The 19,185-nt window shown below is 35.8% G+C and carries 22 protein-coding genes; 9 read left to right on the top strand and 13 right to left on the bottom strand.

Annotation, left to right across the window (positions count from 1 at the left end; translation table 11 throughout):
- Together LCM23_RS15655 and LCM23_RS15650 are read left to right on the top strand one after the other, a co-directional pair.
- Complete coding sequence (locus tag LCM23_RS15655) at positions 1–840, top strand: ABC transporter permease (RefSeq protein WP_224937790.1); 840 nt, start codon at positions 1–3, stop codon at positions 838–840.
- 12 nt (positions 841–852) lie between these two features.
- On the top strand, positions 853–1,740 hold the full coding sequence (locus LCM23_RS15650) for a glycine betaine ABC transporter substrate-binding protein (RefSeq protein ID WP_224937789.1): 888 nt from the start codon (positions 853–855) through the stop codon (positions 1,738–1,740).
- A 54-nt stretch (positions 1,741–1,794) separates the two neighbouring features.
- Here LCM23_RS15650 and LCM23_RS15645 read toward each other — a convergent pair whose 3' ends face one another.
- Positions 1,795–3,315 carry a flotillin family protein gene (locus tag LCM23_RS15645; RefSeq protein WP_224937788.1) on the bottom strand — a complete coding sequence of 507 codons (1,521 nt, stop codon included), beginning with the start codon at positions 3,313–3,315 and terminating at the stop codon, positions 1,795–1,797.
- A 14-nt stretch (positions 3,316–3,329) separates the two neighbouring features.
- Entirely contained in the window at positions 3,330–3,857 is a 528-nt protein-coding gene (locus tag LCM23_RS15640) for an NfeD family protein (RefSeq protein WP_224937787.1), read from the bottom strand.
- A 179-nt stretch (positions 3,858–4,036) separates the two neighbouring features.
- Here LCM23_RS15640 and LCM23_RS15635 point away from each other — a divergent pair, with 179 nt between their 5' ends.
- Together LCM23_RS15635 and LCM23_RS15630 are read left to right on the top strand one after the other, a co-directional pair.
- Positions 4,037–4,336 carry a hypothetical protein gene (locus LCM23_RS15635; protein ID WP_224937786.1) on the top strand — a complete coding sequence of 100 codons (300 nt, stop codon included), beginning with the start codon at positions 4,037–4,039 and terminating at the stop codon, positions 4,334–4,336.
- Positions 4,337–4,392: 56 nt separating this feature from the next.
- A complete protein-coding gene (locus LCM23_RS15630; RefSeq protein ID WP_224937785.1) occupies positions 4,393–5,187 on the top strand; it encodes a glycerophosphodiester phosphodiesterase in 795 nt (264 codons plus the stop codon).
- A 3-nt stretch (positions 5,188–5,190) separates the two neighbouring features.
- On the opposite strand, the gene LCM23_RS15625 is transcribed toward LCM23_RS15630, so the two are convergent.
- Positions 5,191–6,633 (bottom strand): UDP-N-acetylmuramoyl-L-alanyl-D-glutamate--2,6-diaminopimelate ligase, encoded by a 1,443-nt coding sequence (locus LCM23_RS15625; protein ID WP_224937784.1) that lies wholly within the window; start codon positions 6,631–6,633, stop codon positions 5,191–5,193.
- 95 nt (positions 6,634–6,728) lie between these two features.
- Complete coding sequence (locus LCM23_RS15620) at positions 6,729–7,496, bottom strand: protein-glutamine gamma-glutamyltransferase (protein WP_224937783.1); 768 nt, start codon at positions 7,494–7,496, stop codon at positions 6,729–6,731.
- Between the two features lie 229 nt (positions 7,497–7,725).
- Here LCM23_RS15620 and LCM23_RS15615 point away from each other — a divergent pair, with 229 nt between their 5' ends.
- Together LCM23_RS15615 and LCM23_RS15610 are read left to right on the top strand one after the other, a co-directional pair.
- On the top strand, positions 7,726–9,156 hold the full coding sequence (locus tag LCM23_RS15615) for a carbon starvation CstA family protein (RefSeq protein ID WP_224937782.1): 1,431 nt from the start codon (positions 7,726–7,728) through the stop codon (positions 9,154–9,156).
- Positions 9,157–9,386: 230 nt separating this feature from the next.
- Positions 9,387–9,635, top strand: a complete 249-nt coding sequence (locus LCM23_RS15610) for a helix-turn-helix domain-containing protein (RefSeq protein ID WP_306469957.1) — start codon at positions 9,387–9,389, stop codon at positions 9,633–9,635.
- A 4-nt stretch (positions 9,636–9,639) separates the two neighbouring features.
- Here the strand turns inward: LCM23_RS15610 and LCM23_RS15605 are convergent, their stop codons facing one another.
- The 7 genes from LCM23_RS15605 to LCM23_RS15575 form a co-directional block, all read right to left on the bottom strand.
- A complete protein-coding gene (locus tag LCM23_RS15605; protein ID WP_224937781.1) occupies positions 9,640–10,242 on the bottom strand; it encodes a response regulator transcription factor in 603 nt (200 codons plus the stop codon).
- 5 nt (positions 10,243–10,247) lie between these two features.
- A complete protein-coding gene (locus tag LCM23_RS15600; RefSeq protein WP_224937780.1) occupies positions 10,248–11,363 on the bottom strand; it encodes a sensor histidine kinase in 1,116 nt (371 codons plus the stop codon).
- Positions 11,364–11,368: 5 nt separating this feature from the next.
- A complete protein-coding gene (locus LCM23_RS15595; protein ID WP_224937779.1) occupies positions 11,369–12,103 on the bottom strand; it encodes an ABC transporter permease in 735 nt (244 codons plus the stop codon).
- On the bottom strand, positions 12,100–12,999 hold the full coding sequence (locus tag LCM23_RS15590; protein ID WP_224937778.1) for an ABC transporter ATP-binding protein: 900 nt from the start codon (positions 12,997–12,999) through the stop codon (positions 12,100–12,102). Before LCM23_RS15590 ends, LCM23_RS15595 begins: the two co-directional genes overlap by 4 nt.
- A gap of 142 nt (positions 13,000–13,141) precedes the next feature.
- Complete coding sequence (locus LCM23_RS15585; protein WP_224937777.1) at positions 13,142–13,861, bottom strand: exonuclease domain-containing protein; 720 nt, start codon at positions 13,859–13,861, stop codon at positions 13,142–13,144.
- Positions 13,861–14,841 carry a DUF294 nucleotidyltransferase-like domain-containing protein gene (locus LCM23_RS15580; RefSeq protein WP_224937776.1) on the bottom strand — a complete coding sequence of 327 codons (981 nt, stop codon included), beginning with the start codon at positions 14,839–14,841 and terminating at the stop codon, positions 13,861–13,863. The genes LCM23_RS15585 and LCM23_RS15580 overlap by 1 nt, the downstream gene beginning before the upstream one ends.
- A 53-nt stretch (positions 14,842–14,894) precedes the next feature.
- Positions 14,895–16,172 carry an ammonium transporter gene (locus tag LCM23_RS15575; RefSeq protein WP_224937775.1) on the bottom strand — a complete coding sequence of 426 codons (1,278 nt, stop codon included), beginning with the start codon at positions 16,170–16,172 and terminating at the stop codon, positions 14,895–14,897.
- Positions 16,173–16,423: 251 nt separating this feature from the next.
- On the opposite strand from LCM23_RS15575, the gene LCM23_RS15570 reads away from it, so the two are divergent.
- A complete protein-coding gene (locus tag LCM23_RS15570) occupies positions 16,424–16,612 on the top strand; it encodes an alpha/beta-type small acid-soluble spore protein (protein WP_095369762.1) in 189 nt (62 codons plus the stop codon).
- Positions 16,613–16,978: 366 nt separating this feature from the next.
- Here LCM23_RS15570 and LCM23_RS15565 read toward each other — a convergent pair whose 3' ends face one another.
- Positions 16,979–17,551: a hypothetical protein gene (locus LCM23_RS15565; RefSeq protein WP_224937774.1), complete on the bottom strand. Its 573-nt coding sequence runs from the start codon at positions 17,549–17,551 to the stop codon at positions 16,979–16,981.
- Positions 17,552–17,696: 145 nt separating this feature from the next.
- Between LCM23_RS15565 and LCM23_RS15560 the strand changes: the two genes are divergently transcribed.
- Entirely contained in the window at positions 17,697–17,849 is a 153-nt protein-coding gene (locus tag LCM23_RS15560) for a hypothetical protein (RefSeq protein ID WP_224937773.1), read from the top strand.
- Positions 17,850–18,101: 252 nt separating this feature from the next.
- On the opposite strand, the gene LCM23_RS15555 is transcribed toward LCM23_RS15560, so the two are convergent.
- Positions 18,102–18,293 carry a hypothetical protein gene (locus LCM23_RS15555; RefSeq protein ID WP_224937772.1) on the bottom strand — a complete coding sequence of 64 codons (192 nt, stop codon included), beginning with the start codon at positions 18,291–18,293 and terminating at the stop codon, positions 18,102–18,104.
- Between the two features lie 184 nt (positions 18,294–18,477).
- Between LCM23_RS15555 and LCM23_RS15550 the strand changes: the two genes are divergently transcribed.
- A complete protein-coding gene (locus LCM23_RS15550; protein ID WP_095369765.1) occupies positions 18,478–18,801 on the top strand; it encodes a DUF378 domain-containing protein in 324 nt (107 codons plus the stop codon).
- Positions 18,802–19,185 lie beyond the last annotated feature (384 nt).

Here is a 19,185-nt window from a genome sequence, read left to right as displayed (position 1 = left end):
ATGGAAGAAAGCTTTATTCCTAAAATTCCCGTCGCAAGCTGGATAGATGCCTTTGTAGATTGGCTGACTGTTACTTTTGCGATTGTATTTGACGGTATTACGATTGCACTTGAAGCGATTGTAAATGGTATGAATACAGTGTTAATGGTTATCCCAGCATTGATTTTAATCATTATTTTAGCATTACTTGCGTGGAAATTGGCTAGCAAGGGCATTGCTCTTTTCACATTGATTGGACTGTTATTAATACAAAATCTCGGCTATTGGGAAGGTATGTTACAAACTCTATCCCTTGTCTTAACATCGGTTATTATTACCGTCATTATTGGACTACCAATAGGTGTTTGGGCTTCACAAAAAAGAACTGTACAACAAATTGTTACACCCATTCTTGACTTTATGCAGACTATGCCGGCATTCGTTTATTTAATTCCAGCTATATTCTTCTTTAGTATTGGGGTTGTACCAGGTGTAGTTGCCTCTGTCATTTTTGCTGTACCACCGACTATCCGTTTAACCATTCTTGGGATTCAACAAGTCCCTACCGATATTATTGAAGCAACTGAAGCTTTTGGATCAACTGTAAAACAACGATTACTAAAAGTACAACTACCGTTAGCAACACCGACGATTATGGCAGGTATTAACCAAAGTATTATGCTTTCTTTATCAATGGTTGTTATCGCATCAATGGTTGGTGCGCCAGGTTTAGGTGCGGATGTTTATCGTGCAGTAACACAGATTCAAATTGGTACAGGTTTTGAAGCAGGTCTTGCGATTGTCGTTATGGCTATTATCCTTGACAGGCTTACTCAAAATATAGGAAAGAAAAAAAACTAGGAGGACTCTAACATGAAGAAAAAATGGTTATCTTACTTAATGGTTCCAGCTGTCGCATTAGGACTAGCAGCATGTGGATCAAATGAAACAGACGAAAATGCAACTGTAGGAGATCAGGTTGATCACGAAATTATTGGTATCGACCCTGGTGCAGGCATTATGAAAGCGGCAAATTCAACACTTGAAGAATATGAATTAAGTGATTGGACTTTAGTTGAAGGCTCTAGTGCGGCAATGACAGCTTCATTGAAAAAGGCTTATAATGCCGAAGAACCTATTATTATTACAGGCTGGAGTCCACATTGGATGTTCTCACAATTTGATCTAAAATATTTAGAAGACCCTAAAGGTACTTTTGGAGAAGAGGAAAATATCCATACAATCGTTAGAAATGGTCTAGCTGAAGACAAGCCAAGCGCTTATCAAGTATTAGATGCTTTCAATTGGGATGAAGAACACATGAATGATGTGATGGTGAAGATTTCGGAAGGACAAGATCCTGCAGAAGCAGCAGCTGAATGGGTTGAGAATAACCAAGACCTCGTATCAGAATGGACTGATGGTGTTGAATCCGTTGATGGTGAAAAACTTAGCTTAGGCTATGTTGCTTGGGATACTGAAATCGCAAGTACAAATGTTATCAGTAAAGTTTTAACTGATTTAGGTTACGATGTAACTCTTAGTCAAGTTGAGGCGGGTCCAATGTGGACTGGTGTTGCTGAAGGTAGTCTTGATGCCCATGTTGCTGGATGGTTACCTTTAACTCATGCTGATTATTATGATAAATTTGAAGGTAAATTTGAAGATCTCGGTTCTAACTTAGAAGGAACGAAATTAGGAATAGTTGTACCTGAATATATGGATATTGATTCTATTGAAGATTTAAAAACAGCTGAATAAATGAATACAAAACAGCAGTGAGTTAATGCTCACTGCTGTTTTTTTCACCCACTATTACGCTTCCTTTTTATGATTTTCCGTTTTAATATCCATGCCTAATTGCTCAATGCTTTGTTTAATATTAGATTTGCCTGAGAAATTTTCAATTAATTCCTTAATATCCAAGCCTGACGATGCCTTCACAGATTCTTGCATTGTTGTCATTAGGTCAGTGGCATAGCCTGTCACTTTATTCGCTCCACCTTTTGCTCCACTACCAGTATCTACAACTGTAATTTTATCAATATTAGATAGTGGACTTGCCACTTCTTTCGCGTATGCTGGTAACATTTGAATAACCATATCCATAATCGCTGCATGCCCATACTGCTCAAATGCCTCAGCGATTTTTCTTTTTGCTTCTGCTTCTGCTAAACCTTTCAGGCGAATAATTTCAGCTTCTGACTCACCTTGTGCCTTTTGTGCTTCTGCTTTGGCTAACCCATCTGCACGTACTCTTTCTGCTTCTGCACGCGCCTCTGATTCTATTCGATATTGATGCGCATCTGCTTGGGCAATTTGTTTCCGTTTTTCAGCTTCTGCTGACTGTTCCACTGAATAACGATCTGCGTCTGCTTTTTTCTTGACTTCGGAATCGTACTGTCTTTCTCTTCGTAGTATTTCCTTTTCTTCTAATTCAATCGATTTCTGTCTCTCAATAATTTTAATTTGCATTTCTTGCTCTGTTACTTCTTGTTTTGCTCTCGCTGTTTCTAAATCATAGGCTTGGTCAGCTCGTGCCTTAGCGATATCTTGATCACGACGATAATCCGCCATTTTCATTTGATTCTCTTTTTCAGCCTCAGCGATTTCCGTCGCTCTTTCTAATTCTGCTTTTTGTGCATCTTTATCGGCTTCTGCTCGCTTTATTCGCGTTTCTTTTTCTGCTTCTGCCGTAGCAATGTCTGCATCTCTTCTTACCTGGGCAATCCTCGGTTTACCTAATGAATCCAGATAGCCATTTTTATCTCTTACATCTTTGATAGTAAATGAAACGATAATTAAACCCATTTTCGCTAAGTCTTGCGAAGCGACGCGCTGAACTTCTTGTGAAAATTTATCACGATTTTTGTAAATTTCTTCTACTGTCATTGAACCAAGTATTGAGCGTAAATGACCTTCTAATACTTCTTTCGCTTCATTTTCACGATCTTCTTTCGTTTTTCCTAAGAATTGTTCTGCCGCAGTCGCAATTTCACCAATCGAGCCACCAATCTTAATAATAGCCGTTCCATCTGCCATAACAGGTACACCCTGTTCTGTATATACTTCTGGAGTTGAGACTTCTAATTTGCTTGATAATAAGCTAAGAGGCTCTGCTTGCTGGAAAACAGGTAATACAAACGCTCCTCCACCACGAATAATTTTAATACGATTACCTGCTTCATCTACATGTACATTCTTATTGCCCAAGTAACTACCTGTCACAATTAAAGCTTCATCTGGTCCAGCAGTACGATATTTCGTAACAAAAATTCCTAATAGCGCAACAATTAAAACCGCTACAATTCCTATAACAATCCATATTAAAAGCATAGGTTTCTCCTCCTTTATATCTGTTCATGTGTCGTAACAATGACTCGACTTTCTTTTACCTCAATGACTAATACTTTTTCGCCATTAGCGATTGCCTGCCCATTAAGGCTTTCAGCTGTTTTAGAAATTCTACCTGAATAGCTCTCAATCAATACTTCACCATAGCCCTTTTCTGGGATTGGTATGATAATAACTCCTACCCGTCCCCTTAACGAGTCTTCTGAATAGACAAGCGATTCTTCAGCAGATGACATTGGAACAAGTATAAACACATTTAATAGTACGGAAAAAATAAAGGCAATAATTACAGAGATTAATGCAATGGGAATACTATTCAACGAAGTTAATACTTCAAATAAATAACCACTTGCTGATAAAAAGACGATAAAGGCAAGTATTAATATTGGATTAAGAAAAGGGCTAGCCTCCTCTATTCCACCTAATACATCCCCAAAAAAGAATAAAAGAATAATTAGTACTCCTGAGATAATCAACGCATACAAATACAGTGTTTCAACGGATAGGTTTAAAAAAACTTCCATCATCATCATCCTTGTTTTCTATACTTTCCTTTCTTTCACACAAATTCACACTCCCCCTCGTAAAAAAAATAGGTTGTAACATACATACGAATGAGCGGGCGATTGGTTTCAAATTTTTCATTATTTGTCATGATTTTCTTCCATCTGAATATGTTGAATATAGAATAGGAGGGAACGGTTTGACACGTCAAGAAAGGAATAGAAAGCAACATTTTAATTTAGATAAAATACTGATTCTTCTCATAGCACTTATGATTACTGCTATTACATCACTTTACTTTTATAGTAGAAGTATCATTGTTATTGAAGCACCTAAGACTGATTATGGCGAGAAAATTGTTGTTCAACTACCTTCAGGGCAAAAAGTGTTTACCTATGAAAAATTAGTAGTAAAGAAGGATGGTAAGCTAATATATCAAGGGGAACATCAAACAATCGCATTGACTGGTGGTAAAATTAAATATGAGGACTGGGATTGACAACAGGTGTCATCGTCATTTACGATAAGCAAAAATCATGAGAAAGGGGCATCAGAATGAGACAAGTGAGAAGAGCTTATCATACGATTAATGCTAAATTGGCATTAATGTTTAAGAAACAAAACAAGTTCTTTCATCCCAGCTTTCAAAAAATTGCTCATAGAGGTGCTGCCGGAACATGTCCAGAGAATACCATGATTGCTTTTGAGCGTGCGCTTCAATTAGGTGCTGACATGATTGAATTAGATATCCAGTTAACTAAAGACCGACAAATCGTTGTCATACATGATGCAACAATTGATCGAACAACAAATGGGACAGGTAAAGTATCTGATTATACATATGAAGAGTTATGCCAATTTGATGCCGGGAGTTGGTTCTCTCAAACCTTCCAAGGTGAAAAAATTCCATTACTCAAAGATGTATTGAATAAATATTACAATCAGATAGGTATTTTAATTGAATTAAAAAAGCCTGAAAAAAACCCAGGCATTGAAAGCTTACTACATTCTTTACTGATGCAATATTCTACTGATTCAATCATAATTCAGTCTTTCAACCTCGACTCACTAAGGAAGATAAAAACGCTCATGCCCTCGGTGAAATTGGCCTTATTAGTCAATTACCCCCTTCAAACTAAAGACATAAAAAGAATAGCGCAGGAATTTAATTATGTGAGTTTGAAGTGGACAATGGTAAACAAAAAAGTGATGTCCGCAATGAAACAAGCTCAATTAAGAACAATTATCTGGACAATTAATACTAAAAAACAATTCGCTAGTGTGAGGTGTTGGGATATTGACGCAATTGTCACTGATCATTTATCGTTATTAGCTCAAAGTGAGGAATAAATATTAACGATCTTCACCTTTTTCCCATTCTATTAAATATTGGATGGTTTCAATGTCATTTTTCGTTTGAAGGTGAAAAATATCTTGGTAATTCTCATGCCCCTTCCCAATAACAAATATCCAATCACCACTTCCTCCTATTTCCCACATTTTCTTTATAGCCATTGTTCGATCCATAATGACTTCCCCATTTGTAAATGGTTTTGTTAAGTTATTTAACTCTTCTTCTACAACCGTTTTACTCTCCCCATTTATATCATCTGATGTCAGGATAAACTGCCGACAATAAGTAGATGCCACCTTCACCATTTTAACTCTCTTGCTTTTATCCCTTTTCCCTCGAAATCCAAAAACCATATATATTTTTTTTGCTCTATTTTCCTTAGCTGTTTGAAGAAGGTAGGTGAGAGCATCTTCTGTATGAGCATAATCAATAATAAATACGGCCCCTTTCTTATTATGAAATCTCTCCCATCTACCAGGTACTCCTCTAAAATTCATTAATCCTTGCGATATTACCTCTTTTGATATGCCCGATTCAAGACAAGCAGCAATAGCGATAGCTGTATTATAAAGGTTATGTTTCCCCGGTAATGGTGAATCTGCTACAATAGTATCTCTTTTAACATTTGATAATTTCAACTGATATTTTGCATCTTTAAACATGAGCTGCAACTCATAATCCCCAGTTGTACCAATTGTTTTTATTTTATTATGCTCCTGCTCAAGTGCTATTTTCGCTCCCCATGTATCCTCAATGTTTACTAATCCAACACCTTCATCTTTTAGTAGAGAAAAGATTTTCTTTTTCTCGCTGTAATACTCTTCAATCGTATGATGATAATCCATATGGTCATGAGTTAAATTTGTAAAAATAGCTATATCAAGCTGTAATCCTTCTGTACGATGTTGATGGAGTGCATGGGATGAAATTTCTAGTATGATAAAATCATCCCTACTTTCGGCTAATAAAGATTGTAGTTCTAATGCGTCTGGAGTTGTATTTTTAGCTTTTTTTGTTTGGTTATTAATATTATTTTCTATCGTGCCTATCATTCCACAAGAATACCCTGCTTCTTTCAGGAGATGGTGGATGAGATAAGCTGTAGTTGTTTTACCATTTGTGCCCGTTATCCCAATTAAGCGATGTTTTTTGCTGGGGTGCGCATAAAATATGCTTGCTAAAATGCCTAATGTTTTTCTAGAATCCCGAACTGTAATATATGGAACAGTGAGCGATAATCGCTTTTCCCCTATCACAGCAATCGCTCCATTTTTAATTGCTTCTTCTATATATTTATGCCCATCCTTTTCAAAACCGGAAATGGCAATAAATAAATATCCTCCTTTTACTTTCCTTGAATCTGTTGTTAAACCTTTCACTAGTTCATGATCACTTTCTTTTAAGTCCGTTTGTAATAAGTTAAATACATCAATTAATTTCATATAAAAAACTCCTTAAGGCACCAATAAAGTTACTATTTTTTGTATGCCCACGAACAAAAAAAATATGCCTTTATGAGACATATTAAGTATTACTATTAAAGTAATTGGAAAATAGAAGAATCGTAATTCTGATGTGGTACTCTACGTGCAAATTGTGAAAGGTATTTGTAACTTAAGCGACTATGTTGTGAAATAAGATACGCATCCTGTGTCGATCCTGGCTTTCTTAGCGTATTCAATGCTTCTATCATCCCTCTCTCACTTTCCAATCCTACTCCGTGTCCAAAGTATCGGTCATTACCTAAATAGACTGCATTTTCTCCCGTCCATATTGGATGTTCGAAATCGGGATTATAAAAGTAAACAACATCTCCTGGTATGAAATCTCTTCCTATCCGTGTATCTATACCTAAGTCTTGATCATAATTCCAATCCCAAACTAAAAGACCTTGAAATAACGTGTTAAATCGACTAATCGAAATCGAATCCAATACTGATTTATAAAATAACAATACAATAGCTGTAGAACATTCAAATGCATATAAGTGGCTATTATGAAACACGTCCATTATCGCATCCGAGGGTAATATATATGGTTTTAATACATAACCGTACTTCGTTTTTGTCCAAATCTGAGGATTAAATCTTGATACATCAAATGGAGCGAACTCTGCTTTACTTTCATGTAATTGGTAAGCGGCTTGAATTAGTTTTTCTCTTAATAGTAGCTCAAATTCAAAAACAAAAGCAGAATCATAAAAAAATTGCTGTGGTGAAGAATCAAGCGCTCTATAAATATCTTGTTGTATAGGACTAAATGAATGAATAGGGGGCTTCTCCTGTGACTGAATAATAATGGTCATAAACACTTACCTCCCTTTATTTATTTTTCTTCTGACAACATATAATACCAAATTATGTTCTGCCCCGTTCAGAGGTTCATAATAGCCAATAATAAGTTCATCTATTAGAAAATTATATAAAAATAACATTTTTCTGAAAAAGTATTGCTTTACAGCGAAAAAGCACTTACAATACATCATATATTCCAAAGTTTCAGAAATATTTCACATCAGCAGGAGGCACTTAACTATGGTAACATTCCTTGTAGCAATTGTATTACTTATTCTTGGATATATGTTTTATTCGAAATTCGTAGAGAAAGTTTTTAGTATCGATGATAGCAGAAAAACCCCAGCATATACGGAGGCAGACGGCATGGACTTTGTCCCAATGAGCTGGTGGAAAGGAAATCTTATTCAACTATTAAATATTGCCGGCACCGGTCCGATATTTGGCGCATTAATGGGGGCATTATACGGGCCCGTCGCGTTTATATGGATTGTTATTGGCTGTATTTTCGCTGGAGCTGTACATGATTATTTTTCAGGAATGCTTTCACTCAAACATAAGGGAGAACAATTTCCTAATCTCGTTGGTAGATATCTAGGGAATGGAATGAAGGTTTTTATTAATATATTATCCATTATATTAATGATTTTGGTAGCTGCTGCTTTTACAGCAAGCCCAGCCCAATTGATTTCTTCTATTACTCCACTTAGTTTTACTGTATCTTTAATGATTGTATTTGCTTATTTCATTATTGCAGCGGTTCTCCCGATTAACCAAATTATTGGTAGAATTTATCCGATATTCGGTGCAATTTTAATCTTTATGGCTGTGTCCATTGGTATCGCTTTACTATTTAATGGCCAACCTATTCCAAATTTAACTTTTAGCAATTTACACCCTGAAGAATTGCCGATTTGGCCACTATTAATGGTTACCATTTCATGTGGAGCAATATCTGGTTTCCACGCCACACAAAGTCCAATTGTATCAAAAACATTAAAGAAAGAGTCTGATGGAAGAAAAGTGTTTTACGGAGCAATGATTGGCGAAGGAATCATCGCCCTTATTTGGGCAGCAGCAGGAATGACCTTCTTCGGGGGAACAGGGGGCTTACAGGAAGCTTTAGCGAACGGAGGGCCAGCAGGAGTGGTGAATGAAATTTCCATTTCACTTTTAGGTACATTAGGGGGCATTTTAGCGATACTTGGTGTTATTATTCTACCTATTACAACAGGAGATACTGCGTTACGTTCATCGAGAATGATGCTTTCTGAAACTATTTCAAAGTACTTGAACTTTAAAGGGAATGGACAGGTACTACTTGTCACATTATTAGTGGGTGTCCCGACATTTCTTTTAGCAACGATTGATTATTCCTTTTTATGGAGATATGTTGGTTGGACCAACCAATTATCTGCCACGATCATGCTTTGGACAGCAACAAGTTTCCTACTAAAATCTAATAAGCAGCACCTTATAACAGGAATTCCAGCAATGTTCATGACAGGGGTCTCTGCTACTTATATATTTTACGCACCTGAAGGATTGCAATTATCTTATCCAATATCTTTAACAATTGGGACAGTCTTATCGATCATCGTGTTAATCATTTACATTAAGAAAATAATTGACCAACGAAGTCAAAAGACAACTAACATAGAAATTGTCTAATCTGAAGCAGACTGGGAAAGTATGAATCCCAGTCTCTTTTTTTATTATTATTGGCAATCAATTAGAATGAAGATAACTGTTGTCTACTATATCTTTACAATGAGGAAACAACTCATTCGCTAACAGGTAAAATGTTATTTGTCAACAATATACTTTGACAAACAACGTAAAAAAGTGCTAATTTTATAGAGAGCGTGATTTTAAATTTGCAATAATAGTAGGTGATGAATTTGAGTAAAAATATGAATAAAGATATGATAAAATTTATTAGAAAAAGTTATAATATGACACAACGAGACTTCGCTCGAATTGTGAGCTGCAGCTTCTCGCTCATCGCACTTGTTGAAGTTGGTAAAAGACGAGTCACATCGGATTTAGAAAATAAAGTCAAGGTAGCATTTGACTTGGATGATCAACAATTACAATCAATTTCTACATTAATAACTGAATTTAGTAAGGGCGTTCCACCTTTTATGTAAACCACTATATCCAACCTTTCTCCTTTGCTTTAGTTATTGCTTCAATCCTATTCTTTGCCTCTAACTTATTAATGATTTCTGACATATAATTGCGCACCGTTCCAGCAGACAAAAAAAGGTGCGCCGAAACCTCCTTTGAAGTTAAACCCGATGCAACAAGCTTCAACACTTCCTTTTCCCTGGAAGTGAGTGGGTTATCTTGTTTCAATTGATTAAATACCAGCTCCGGAGAAAACATTCTCTGACCATTCACCACACGCCTAATGGCTTCAGCTAATTCTTCACTCGGTCCATCTTTTAACAAGTATCCGTGAACTCCTGCTCCTATTGCCCGTTCAAAATAGCCTGTTCTAGCAAACGTTGTTAAAATAATAACTTTACATAATGACTTTGCTTCAAATATTTCCTCTGCTAAATCTAATCCACTCTTTATAGGCATTTCAATATCTAATAAACATACATCTGGTGCCAATTGATGAATTAATTCTGTTGCTTCTTTTCCATTATTCGCTTGCGCTATGACTTCTATATCTTCCTCATAGTTTAATAATGTACTTAACGCTCCTCTTAACATCTGCTGATCTTCAGCTATTAAAACTCTTATCATATCATTTAAGCACCTCCGAACTTTCTTTCTACAATTGGAATGAATACATTGACAGATAACCCTCTTTCATAATGAAAAAACTTCAAACTACCTTCAACTAACTCTAGACGTTCCGACATGCCTTTTAAACCATTCCCTAATTTCGTGTCTCGATTAAACCCTACTCCATTGTCTGAAATAGTTACCTCTATCCCTAAGTTATTTTGCGATAATCCAATTACACAATGAGTCGCCCGAGAATGCTTAACGATATTTGTAATTCCTTCTTTTATACACATACTAATCATATTTTGCATCATTGATGTTATATTGTCACATCTATTCAGCCCTGTTACCTCCAGCGTAATATTGGCTGAATTTAATATCCCTTTGCAATCACTAATCGTTTCAGCAATTGTTAAAACTCGCATGTCTGCCACTAACTCTCTTACTTGTTTTAAGGCAATCCGTGAAGTCCGCTCGATTTCATTTACCTCTTTGGTGACAACTTGGGGATTTGCTTGATGCTTAGTCATTTTTGCTACGAGTTGAGATTTTAATGTTATATAAGATAGTGTATGTCCGAGTGTATCATGTAAATCCCGAGCTATCCTCATTCTCTCTTCTCTTTTAATTAATACTTCAATCTGTTCGTTTGCTTCATTTAATTTTTCTTCTAACTCCATTTTCGTCGACATGGAGTGAATACCAAAAGGAGATATAACCATAACAACAACCATTACGACGAGATAAAAGTATTCGCTCAACATTTCATATTGTAAAATAACAGGTAAACTGGAAGAGATGACAAATAAAATCATACTAATGATAAACATCTTAGAGTTACGCAGCCACCCGATAAAATTTGCACAATAGAACCCGAGTAATACTAATGAAGGTTGATAAAAATAGGCAAAAATAATAATAATGATCAATTGTAGTATTAACCAACCCATATAAGAGGATATTGGTGGATCAAAGAAAAGTTTCCTATAAGATAGAAAAAAAAGGCATAAAAGCATCCATCCAACCACTGCCTTTACCCCTGTTTCATTTATTAAAACAACAATCGGAAACATTAAATAGATCAAAAAAACATATGGGAGAAAACCATATTTGACAGGAAATATCTTATAACCCAAAAAGCTTACACCACCACTTCTTGCTTTCTTCTAATATAAATACTTAATACTACAAATAGAAGGAAATATCCTGCTAATACAGCAATATTCAGCAAAGAAGGGGTGCCACCTTCTGTAATCTCCCATACGCCCGCTCCATAATGATAAGAGGGAATTGCTTTAGCAATGGACTTAAAAATAGATGGCAACACTTCAATTGGCATAAATAACCCCCCCATGAAAGCTAAAACCATATAAAAGAAATTACTGATTCCAGCAGCTGTCTCCACCTTGTTCATTGCACCAATAATTGTTCCAATAGCGAGAAAAGGTAAAGCGCCAATTAATATCCATAACGCACTTGTCAGCCATTGCCAAACGCTCAAATTAACTCCATTTATTACCGCACCAACAACAAAAATAATGGCTACAGAACAAATGTGAATCATCGTTTGCCCAACCATTTTTGCTGAGAAATAAACACTTGAGCTCAGCGGGGTTGTTCTCATTAAATTGGACCAACCATGAGCCTTTTCTTCTACTAATCGAATGCCCAACGTCAAAATACTCGTCCCCATCACACTAAAACAAGTAACGGACATTAAGAACCGACTGTTCCAACTGTCACCCATTCCAGTATTGAATATATTTGTAAAAACAAAATAAAAAACGATAGGCATAAATAATGACCAAAAAACAAAATAAGGATTTCTAAATATCCGTAATATCTCTACTTTTGTCTGCATCAACCATCCTCTCATTCACTGATTCCCCTTTCTACTGTTAATAATTCAAACGCATCTTCAAGTCTTGCCCGGTGTAAATGAATGTCTCGCATAACAACCTTTTTTTCAAATAACTCCCCCAAAAGCGCATCAGTGGAAGAGGTTGTTAACACAATCCGTTGATCAGTTATTTTCGCGCTTATGACATGAGAAAATGTTTGTAGCAAGCTGATATCAACCTGATCTGATTTAAACGAGATAGCCCCATCAGATAAGTGACTTTTTAATTGTAAAGGTGTTCCATCAGCAATCACCTTCCCTTGATTAAATAACATAATTCTTTTGGCAACATCATCAGCTTCTTGTAAATAATGAGTGGTAAAAATAACCGTTTTACCTTCATCATTTAAATATTGTATCGCTTGCCAAAATTTTCTCCTAACCGTACTATCCATACCAACAGTTGGCTCATCTAAAAAAATGATTTGCGGATTACTTATAATGGCTAATGCAAAATTCAACCTTCTTTTTTGACCACCCGAGAGTTTATATGCCTTTTTCTTAAGCATCTCTATAGGGATACCTGTAATTTCCAACACTTCTTCTAAACGTAAAGGGTTTTCATAATAACTACTAAACATGAGTAATACTTCTTTCACAGACAATGCATCAATGACACTGACCTCTTGGAGCATCACACCAATTCTTTCTTTCACCGCTCGCTCATGGGGTTGTTTATTTAAGATCAGTATATTTCCTGAGGTTGGTTTAACTAACCCTAATAACATCAGCAAGGTTGTTGATTTTCCAGCCCCATTCTTCCCTAGTACAGCTAATAACTCCCCTTTTTCAACTTCAAAAGACACATCGTTAACTGCCGATAGATCCTTATACCTTTTAGTCAAATGTTTCGTAGCAATAATGGATTCCATAAACACCAATCCCTCATTAAAATTATATGAGATGGTTTACTTGTCCGTTTAGTGTGTGATGTCACCCCCTTCACATGACAAATGTCACTACTTGAAATTCTTTTCATAAAAAAAACCACAGTTCAATCATCTGTGGCCTCAATTAAGGTATCCGAGCTAACTTTTCATAAACATCTTGCATTGTAAAACAGCCCTTTTCTTTCACTTTTTCAACATAACATACCCAAAGTTTGGCTGTTAACATGGCATCGCCTAAAGCATGATGACGATGTTTGACTTCAATCTGATTTTTTTCACATAATGTCTCTAGCCTAACAGAGTGATCCACTGTATCAATGATACGATATAAAAAGGAGGTATCGAATACGCGATGTTTAAATGATGTTCGATAAAGCTGCCAAAACGCATGCTGAAAGAAGCGCTTTTCATGGTTTGAATGATGAGCAATGAAAGGTAAGCTCTCCGTATATTTCAAAAAATCCATTAACACATCTGCTAAAGGTGGCGCATTTTTTAACTCCTCTTCCTTCAATCCCGTTAAATGCTTTATTGATGAAGCTAAATCTTTTTCATATTGTATTAAAGAGTAAAAGTAATTGTCATGATCAATTCTTCCATTTAGAATTTTGACAGCTCCAATAGATAGTATCTGATCACCATTATCTGGACTAAACCCCGTTGTTTCTATATCGACAACTACAGCACTCATTTGATTTAATGACGTTTGTATCATTCGATCTTGATTTAAATCTTTTTGAAGCTGTCTCATGAAAGCCATTGATTTAGAGTCTTGCGTCTGGAGCCCACCGAACCTCGTTTGATTTAACTTTCGGACAAATTGAAAAAAAGGTTCAAAAGCCATTATTTCACTTCCTGCTCAATTACATCTTCTACATATTGATGGAGTCTTCTGCCATTTTTCAAAATCACCTTTATCTTACTTTTTTCTTCCCTATTCATGTTTCTCACATTTAAATAATGGCCATCTTCATAGGTTGACATATGGGTAAGTAGTGAATGCCGTAATTTTAGTAGCTGTTGGAAATCATGATGATACGGTAATAATACGTGTTTATATGGCTCTTTACACATTAATCTTTCTAACCGTGACAAAGTCGAGCTTTCAACTATTCCCTCCTTTATAGAAAGTAATCGAATGCCATTAACGAAAGGTAAGAATGCTGCGTACTTTATATTGATTTCCCCTTTATGTGATCCATGATTTTCCGTTAATATTTGCCCCAACGGTCCAATAGAGGTTTTTATATGCTGTATATTATCCAATAATCTCTTTAAGCTATGAGGATTTTTTTGGACTGCCTCATGTACACTTTTCTTTAAATGATTAATATATTCGCTTTCTCCCACTAACACTCTTGCATCAAAGAATATTTGCAGATGCCTCATTGTTGCCCAAGATTTTTCATCTAGCCATGACTGTAGTTGCTCAAACCACTCAGGTTGTGACTTACACCAAAGAGGATTACTACTCATAATATTCCCGTCACAGTAAGGGTAACCAACAATGTTGAGCCCGTGGGCTAATTCTTTGCCTAACTGATGAAAATATCTTTGTAAAGTGGTTCCTTTTTCTTCATATATGATGCCATGATCTTGATCACTTATATAACCTTGCTCTTCTCTTCCACCGCTACCTGTTATAAACCAAGCAAACCCGCTCGGTGGTTTTTCCCCTAATTTTCTCACTGCATAATGAAACGTAGCTCTCATTACTTCATCATGAAAATTGTTTAATTGCACTTGATTAAACTTTTTCACAGTTAATTCATAATCCCGCCAATCTCTAATCGCTTCATATGTCTCAAAATCATCCGTTGGCAAAAACAACACTTCCTTACAGAGGGTAAAAGCCTCCCACTATAGGAGGCTTGACCTTATGATGTTAATTTCGTTTGTTTCTCACTTGACATAAACTCTTCTGGATAACCATAGTTACCATGTTCACTCATGTCTAAGCCCATCACTTCTTCTTCTTCACTAACACGGAGACCATTCATTACTTTCTTCATTACAAAGAGAATGACAAATGAAGCAACAAAGGCAAAAAGTCCAGATGTTACAACTCCTAACGCTTGAACGCCTAATTGGCCAAATCCGCCACCATAGAATAATCCTGCTTGACCAGTTACCTGTTCCGCTAATTCTGGTGTTGCAAAGAATCCTGTAGATAAAGTACCCCATACTCCAGCTGCACCATGAACAGATAATGCGAAGATTGGATCATCAATTTTCATTTTATCAAAGAACTTTACACTAAAGAATACTAAAAGCCCGGCAACTAAACCTATAACAACAGCAGCCCAGGGTTCAACGAAAGCACAAGATGCCGTAATGGCAACTAAACCTGCAAGTGCACCATTTAATGTTGTAACAATATCAGATTTACCAAGAACGATCCAAGAGATAGCTAACGCTGCAACCGCACCCATCGCCGCAGCTAAATTCGTGTTTAGTGCAACAAATCCGAAAAACGCACTATCAACTGATGTCGTACTACCTGCATTAAATCCAAACCAGCCTACCCAAAGAATAAGTACAGCTAATGAAGTATAGACTTGGTTATGTCCCGCAATATTGTTACTAGAACCATCTTTATTGAACTTCCCGATACGAGGCTTTAATAAAATAGTTGCTGCTAAGGCCGCCATTGCACCTGTTAAATGGACAACTGTTGAGCCTGCGAAATCTTGCTTCTCATGCCCCGCTAACCAGCCTCCGCCCCATATCCAATGTGCAACAACCGGGTAAATAACAGCAGAGAATAAAATAGTAAAAACAACGTAGACTGGGAACTTTGCTCTCTCAGCAAAACCACCTAAGGCGATACAAACAGCAATAGCAGCAAAGGCACTTTGGAATACAAAGAAAACCGTATCAGATAAACCTGATTCTCCACTTTCAGCGCCTGAATAGAAGAAGTCCGTCATGCCAACAAAGAAATTCGCATTTCCTCCAAATATAAATCCATAGCCTACAGCCCAGAAAACAAGGAAGGTTAATCCCACTGTAAAAATAGTTTTCCCGGTAATATGACCTGCATTTTTCATTCGTGTAGAACCTGCTTCAAGTAATATAAATCCACCAATCATAAAAATAACTAAAATTGCAGCAATCATTGTCCACACACTGTTCAGATAAAATATTTCATCCATATCTTTTCTCCTCCACTTCTTACGTCATATAACTTAACTAATAGATGTTAGATTATATGACATCTACTAAGTTATTCTTATTTTATCGCAAAATTCTCATAAGTCAATGCTCGATTTTATATTTTTTAGAAAATTTACTCATCTTTTTACCTGTTAGTTTTTACCCATATGAATGATAGCCCTTACATTAGGAAACCTTATAAAAGAGCAATGTTACACTTGCTCAAAATGACGAAGGAGTGATTTGTTCAATGAGCAGAAATAAATTAGTCGTTCCCGAATCAGGTCAAGTATTAAATCAAATGAAAGAAGAAATCGCTCAAGAATTTGGTGTACAACTTGGCGCAGAAACCACTGCACGCGCGAACGGATCAGTCGGAGGGGAAATGACTAAACGACTGGTTGCTTTAGGTGAACAACAGCTCCGTAATCAAAAATAGCCATTAAGTAAAAAGAAATGCCCTAGGGAGGCAAAGAAAAGGTCTCCAACGGTTTTTAAAGCGAGGAAGTGAATCGATTTATCGTTCACTCCCTCGCTATTTTTAATGTGTTTGTATGTACACAAATTTATAAATGGAAAAAATTAAAATGAATCATTATATCCTTCTCGTTCGGCTTCTTTACCGCTTTCCACTTCTCATGCACACTTTTTATAATCCCTTGTTTATATGCAAATGAAAGTGAGAGCTATATAAATGTGAAAAAGGTCTTTATCGTCATAGACATGACGATAAAGACCTTTCTATTATCAATTACCAAAAGGGGAGCCTTAATTAGCACTCCAACTGCATTAGAACATTTCTTTTTCAATTATTGGCAAACGCATTTTCTTTTAACCTTAGAAAAAATATGGTGAACCAATAGGAAGTAAAACATATCCCTATGTCAATCAAAAATATATAGAACTGATTCATACTACCATAAAAACTTACGAAGCCTACCTTCTCTTCAATCGTTGCAAAACCAAATGCAATAATAGCACTTACAATAATCGTATATAAGTAAAAATTTCTTTGTCTATTTGTACAATATTGATAAACAAATAAAAAAACAACCGGAAGTAAAGAGGTCGTCATATTCGTTGCACTTGGTAATGAAGGAATAAGAAAATAATTATGAATAAACAAACCTTTTCGCAATAACATTGTATCGATAAAGGTCCATAACATATTCACTGTATATCCGTAGAAAAACACCTCAAATATCCGCTTTCGATCAATAAAAAAGTAGACGAACACTAAAGGAGCGATAAAGAGAAAGAGTACCATCCAAAATTGCCAATGCGTATAGTCAGAATATGCCTTCCAATATTCAGATAGCAATTGTTGAAGTTGTTTACTATCTATATGTAATGCTGTTAGATATTCCTCCTTACTCATAACTTTACCTCCTTCACAATTAGCCTCATTCTCAATATGTTTCAAGAGATCGTTTTTTATTCATTATTCATGGCTTTCTCGACATACATAATTTACAAATAAAAGCTAAAAATACCTAATATTAACGGAAGGAGTGGCAAATAAGATGATGAAAATAATCAATAGAAAGTTAAAAACCTTACTCGGTTTCTTTATTGGCAGTCTGGCGGTATCTATTATTTTCAATATTATTCAAATCAGCTTAATTTCTGAGGTCAAAGGAAAGTTAAGTACGGTTATGGATGAGCAATCAAATTAAAATACAATAGGTGAGTCCTCATAAAGCTAGAAGACTCACCAAAAAGCTTATTCATGATTATTCTTAAACTTCTTTTTATAATCGAGTGCTCTCTACTGTTGATATTACCTCACTATTTTCCAAAGTTGCCTTTATTCCTTTAATAAATACAGTATTTCTAAGTAAGATGCACTTCTGTATTTATTATTTGTAAATATTTTTACTAATCCTAATAAAAAAAGAGGCTGCCCTCGTGGACACCCTCTAATTATTTTAATGAAAACCTTGATCGTCTTGATTTCGTATTTGTTGTAAATAATTCTCCGTATAAATACGTTGTGAATCTGGGACATTTTTTTCATTCTCTTCCGGATCAAATTTTGTTAAGCCTTTCTTCTTCGCTATCCAGTCAATCACGAGGCCAAATCCTAGAAGCGAAATAATCAAGAAAAGAAACCACCACATTCTTTTATCACCTCTTTATTAGGATATCCTAAAAAAGAACAATTGCTATCATTATTTTTTGATTATTCTAACAGTACCATAATTAGTAAGAAATATCAAATAGACACAAATGTCTTCGTGTATAAAAAAATCCTGTTATCAAAAAATATAGATGTAATAAAAATTAGAATAAGGAGATCATACAATGAAAACATTACAACGCATCGCTTTAGCGCTTGTTATTATTGGCGCGATTAACTGGGGACTTATTGGATTATTCCAATTTGATTTAGTTGCAACGATTTTCGGAGGCCAAGATGCCATCCTCTCTCGAATTGTCTATACATTAGTCGGAATTAGCGGCCTCATTTGCCTATCTCTTCTCTTTGCACCAATGACAGAAGAAGAAGACAGAGACGTCGATAATCGTGTTATTGATGGAAGACAAGTGAGTTACTCTACAGAATTCGCTGAAGAAAATGATTTATCTGATATAAAAGAAGAAGATAGAGAAAATCGAGATCAATAAATCAAAAAGCCCGGACATTTACATATGTTCGGGCTGTATCTATGGCGTTAACTTCTATCCTACTGGTACTACAAAAAGTAGTATCTTGAAACAAACTGTGAATACAGACTCTTTCCCCCTACTCTAAATACCAAGATGCCTTGTTTACAGAGGCTTCTTTTTTTATGTCTATTTAGATTAGACAATAGACCTATTGACCTTCAATATTTGTCTTTTTATGTTTTTTAGTTTTGTTCGTACGTCCAACTTCCAAAACATCAGAATTATTTGTCTCAAAACATTCTTTACCCCCTATGATCATCATCAAGTTAGTACATGGTCGTTCCTCCAACATAACCCCTACTACTTAACCTCTTCATTTCACCACACTTAATTATCCCTTGA

The sequence above is a fragment of the Cytobacillus kochii genome (assembly GCF_020171845.1).
Classification (GTDB): domain Bacteria; phylum Bacillota; class Bacilli; order Bacillales; family Cytobacillaceae; genus Cytobacillus; species Cytobacillus kochii.
The sequence above is the reverse complement of the archived record's forward strand: the minus strand, read 5'-3'. Positions and strand labels throughout refer to the sequence as shown.

Coding starts and splice junctions, on each gene's coding strand:
- LCM23_RS15550 (WP_095369765.1), top strand. CDS start 18,478: ATGAAAACATTACAACGCATCGCTTTAGCGCTTGTTATTATTGGCGCG.
- LCM23_RS15625 (WP_224937784.1), bottom strand. CDS start 6,633: ATGAAATTAATTGATGTATTTAACTTATTACAAACGGACTTAAAAGAA.
- LCM23_RS15575 (WP_224937775.1), bottom strand. CDS start 16,172: ATGGATGAAATATTTTATCTGAACAGTGTGTGGACAATGATTGCTGCA.
- LCM23_RS15555 (WP_224937772.1), bottom strand. CDS start 18,293: ATGTGGTGGTTTCTTTTCTTGATTATTTCGCTTCTAGGATTTGGCCTC.
- LCM23_RS15570 (WP_095369762.1), top strand. CDS start 16,424: ATGAGCAGAAATAAATTAGTCGTTCCCGAATCAGGTCAAGTATTAAAT.
- LCM23_RS15655 (WP_224937790.1), top strand. CDS start 1: ATGGAAGAAAGCTTTATTCCTAAAATTCCCGTCGCAAGCTGGATAGAT.
- LCM23_RS15615 (WP_224937782.1), top strand. CDS start 7,726: ATGGTAACATTCCTTGTAGCAATTGTATTACTTATTCTTGGATATATG.
- LCM23_RS15585 (WP_224937777.1), bottom strand. CDS start 13,861: ATGGCTTTTGAACCTTTTTTTCAATTTGTCCGAAAGTTAAATCAAACG.
- LCM23_RS15620 (WP_224937783.1), bottom strand. CDS start 7,496: ATGACCATTATTATTCAGTCACAGGAGAAGCCCCCTATTCATTCATTT.
- LCM23_RS15590 (WP_224937778.1), bottom strand. CDS start 12,999: ATGGAATCCATTATTGCTACGAAACATTTGACTAAAAGGTATAAGGAT.
- LCM23_RS15645 (WP_224937788.1), bottom strand. CDS start 3,315: ATGCTTTTAATATGGATTGTTATAGGAATTGTAGCGGTTTTAATTGTT.
- LCM23_RS15630 (WP_224937785.1), top strand. CDS start 4,393: ATGAGACAAGTGAGAAGAGCTTATCATACGATTAATGCTAAATTGGCA.
- LCM23_RS15565 (WP_224937774.1), bottom strand. CDS start 17,551: ATGAGTAAGGAGGAATATCTAACAGCATTACATATAGATAGTAAACAA.
- LCM23_RS15560 (WP_224937773.1), top strand. CDS start 17,697: ATGATGAAAATAATCAATAGAAAGTTAAAAACCTTACTCGGTTTCTTT.
- LCM23_RS15650 (WP_224937789.1), top strand. CDS start 853: ATGAAGAAAAAATGGTTATCTTACTTAATGGTTCCAGCTGTCGCATTA.
- LCM23_RS15640 (WP_224937787.1), bottom strand. CDS start 3,857: ATGGAAGTTTTTTTAAACCTATCCGTTGAAACACTGTATTTGTATGCG.
- LCM23_RS15595 (WP_224937779.1), bottom strand. CDS start 12,103: ATGAGAGGATGGTTGATGCAGACAAAAGTAGAGATATTACGGATATTT.
- LCM23_RS15605 (WP_224937781.1), bottom strand. CDS start 10,242: ATGATAAGAGTTTTAATAGCTGAAGATCAGCAGATGTTAAGAGGAGCG.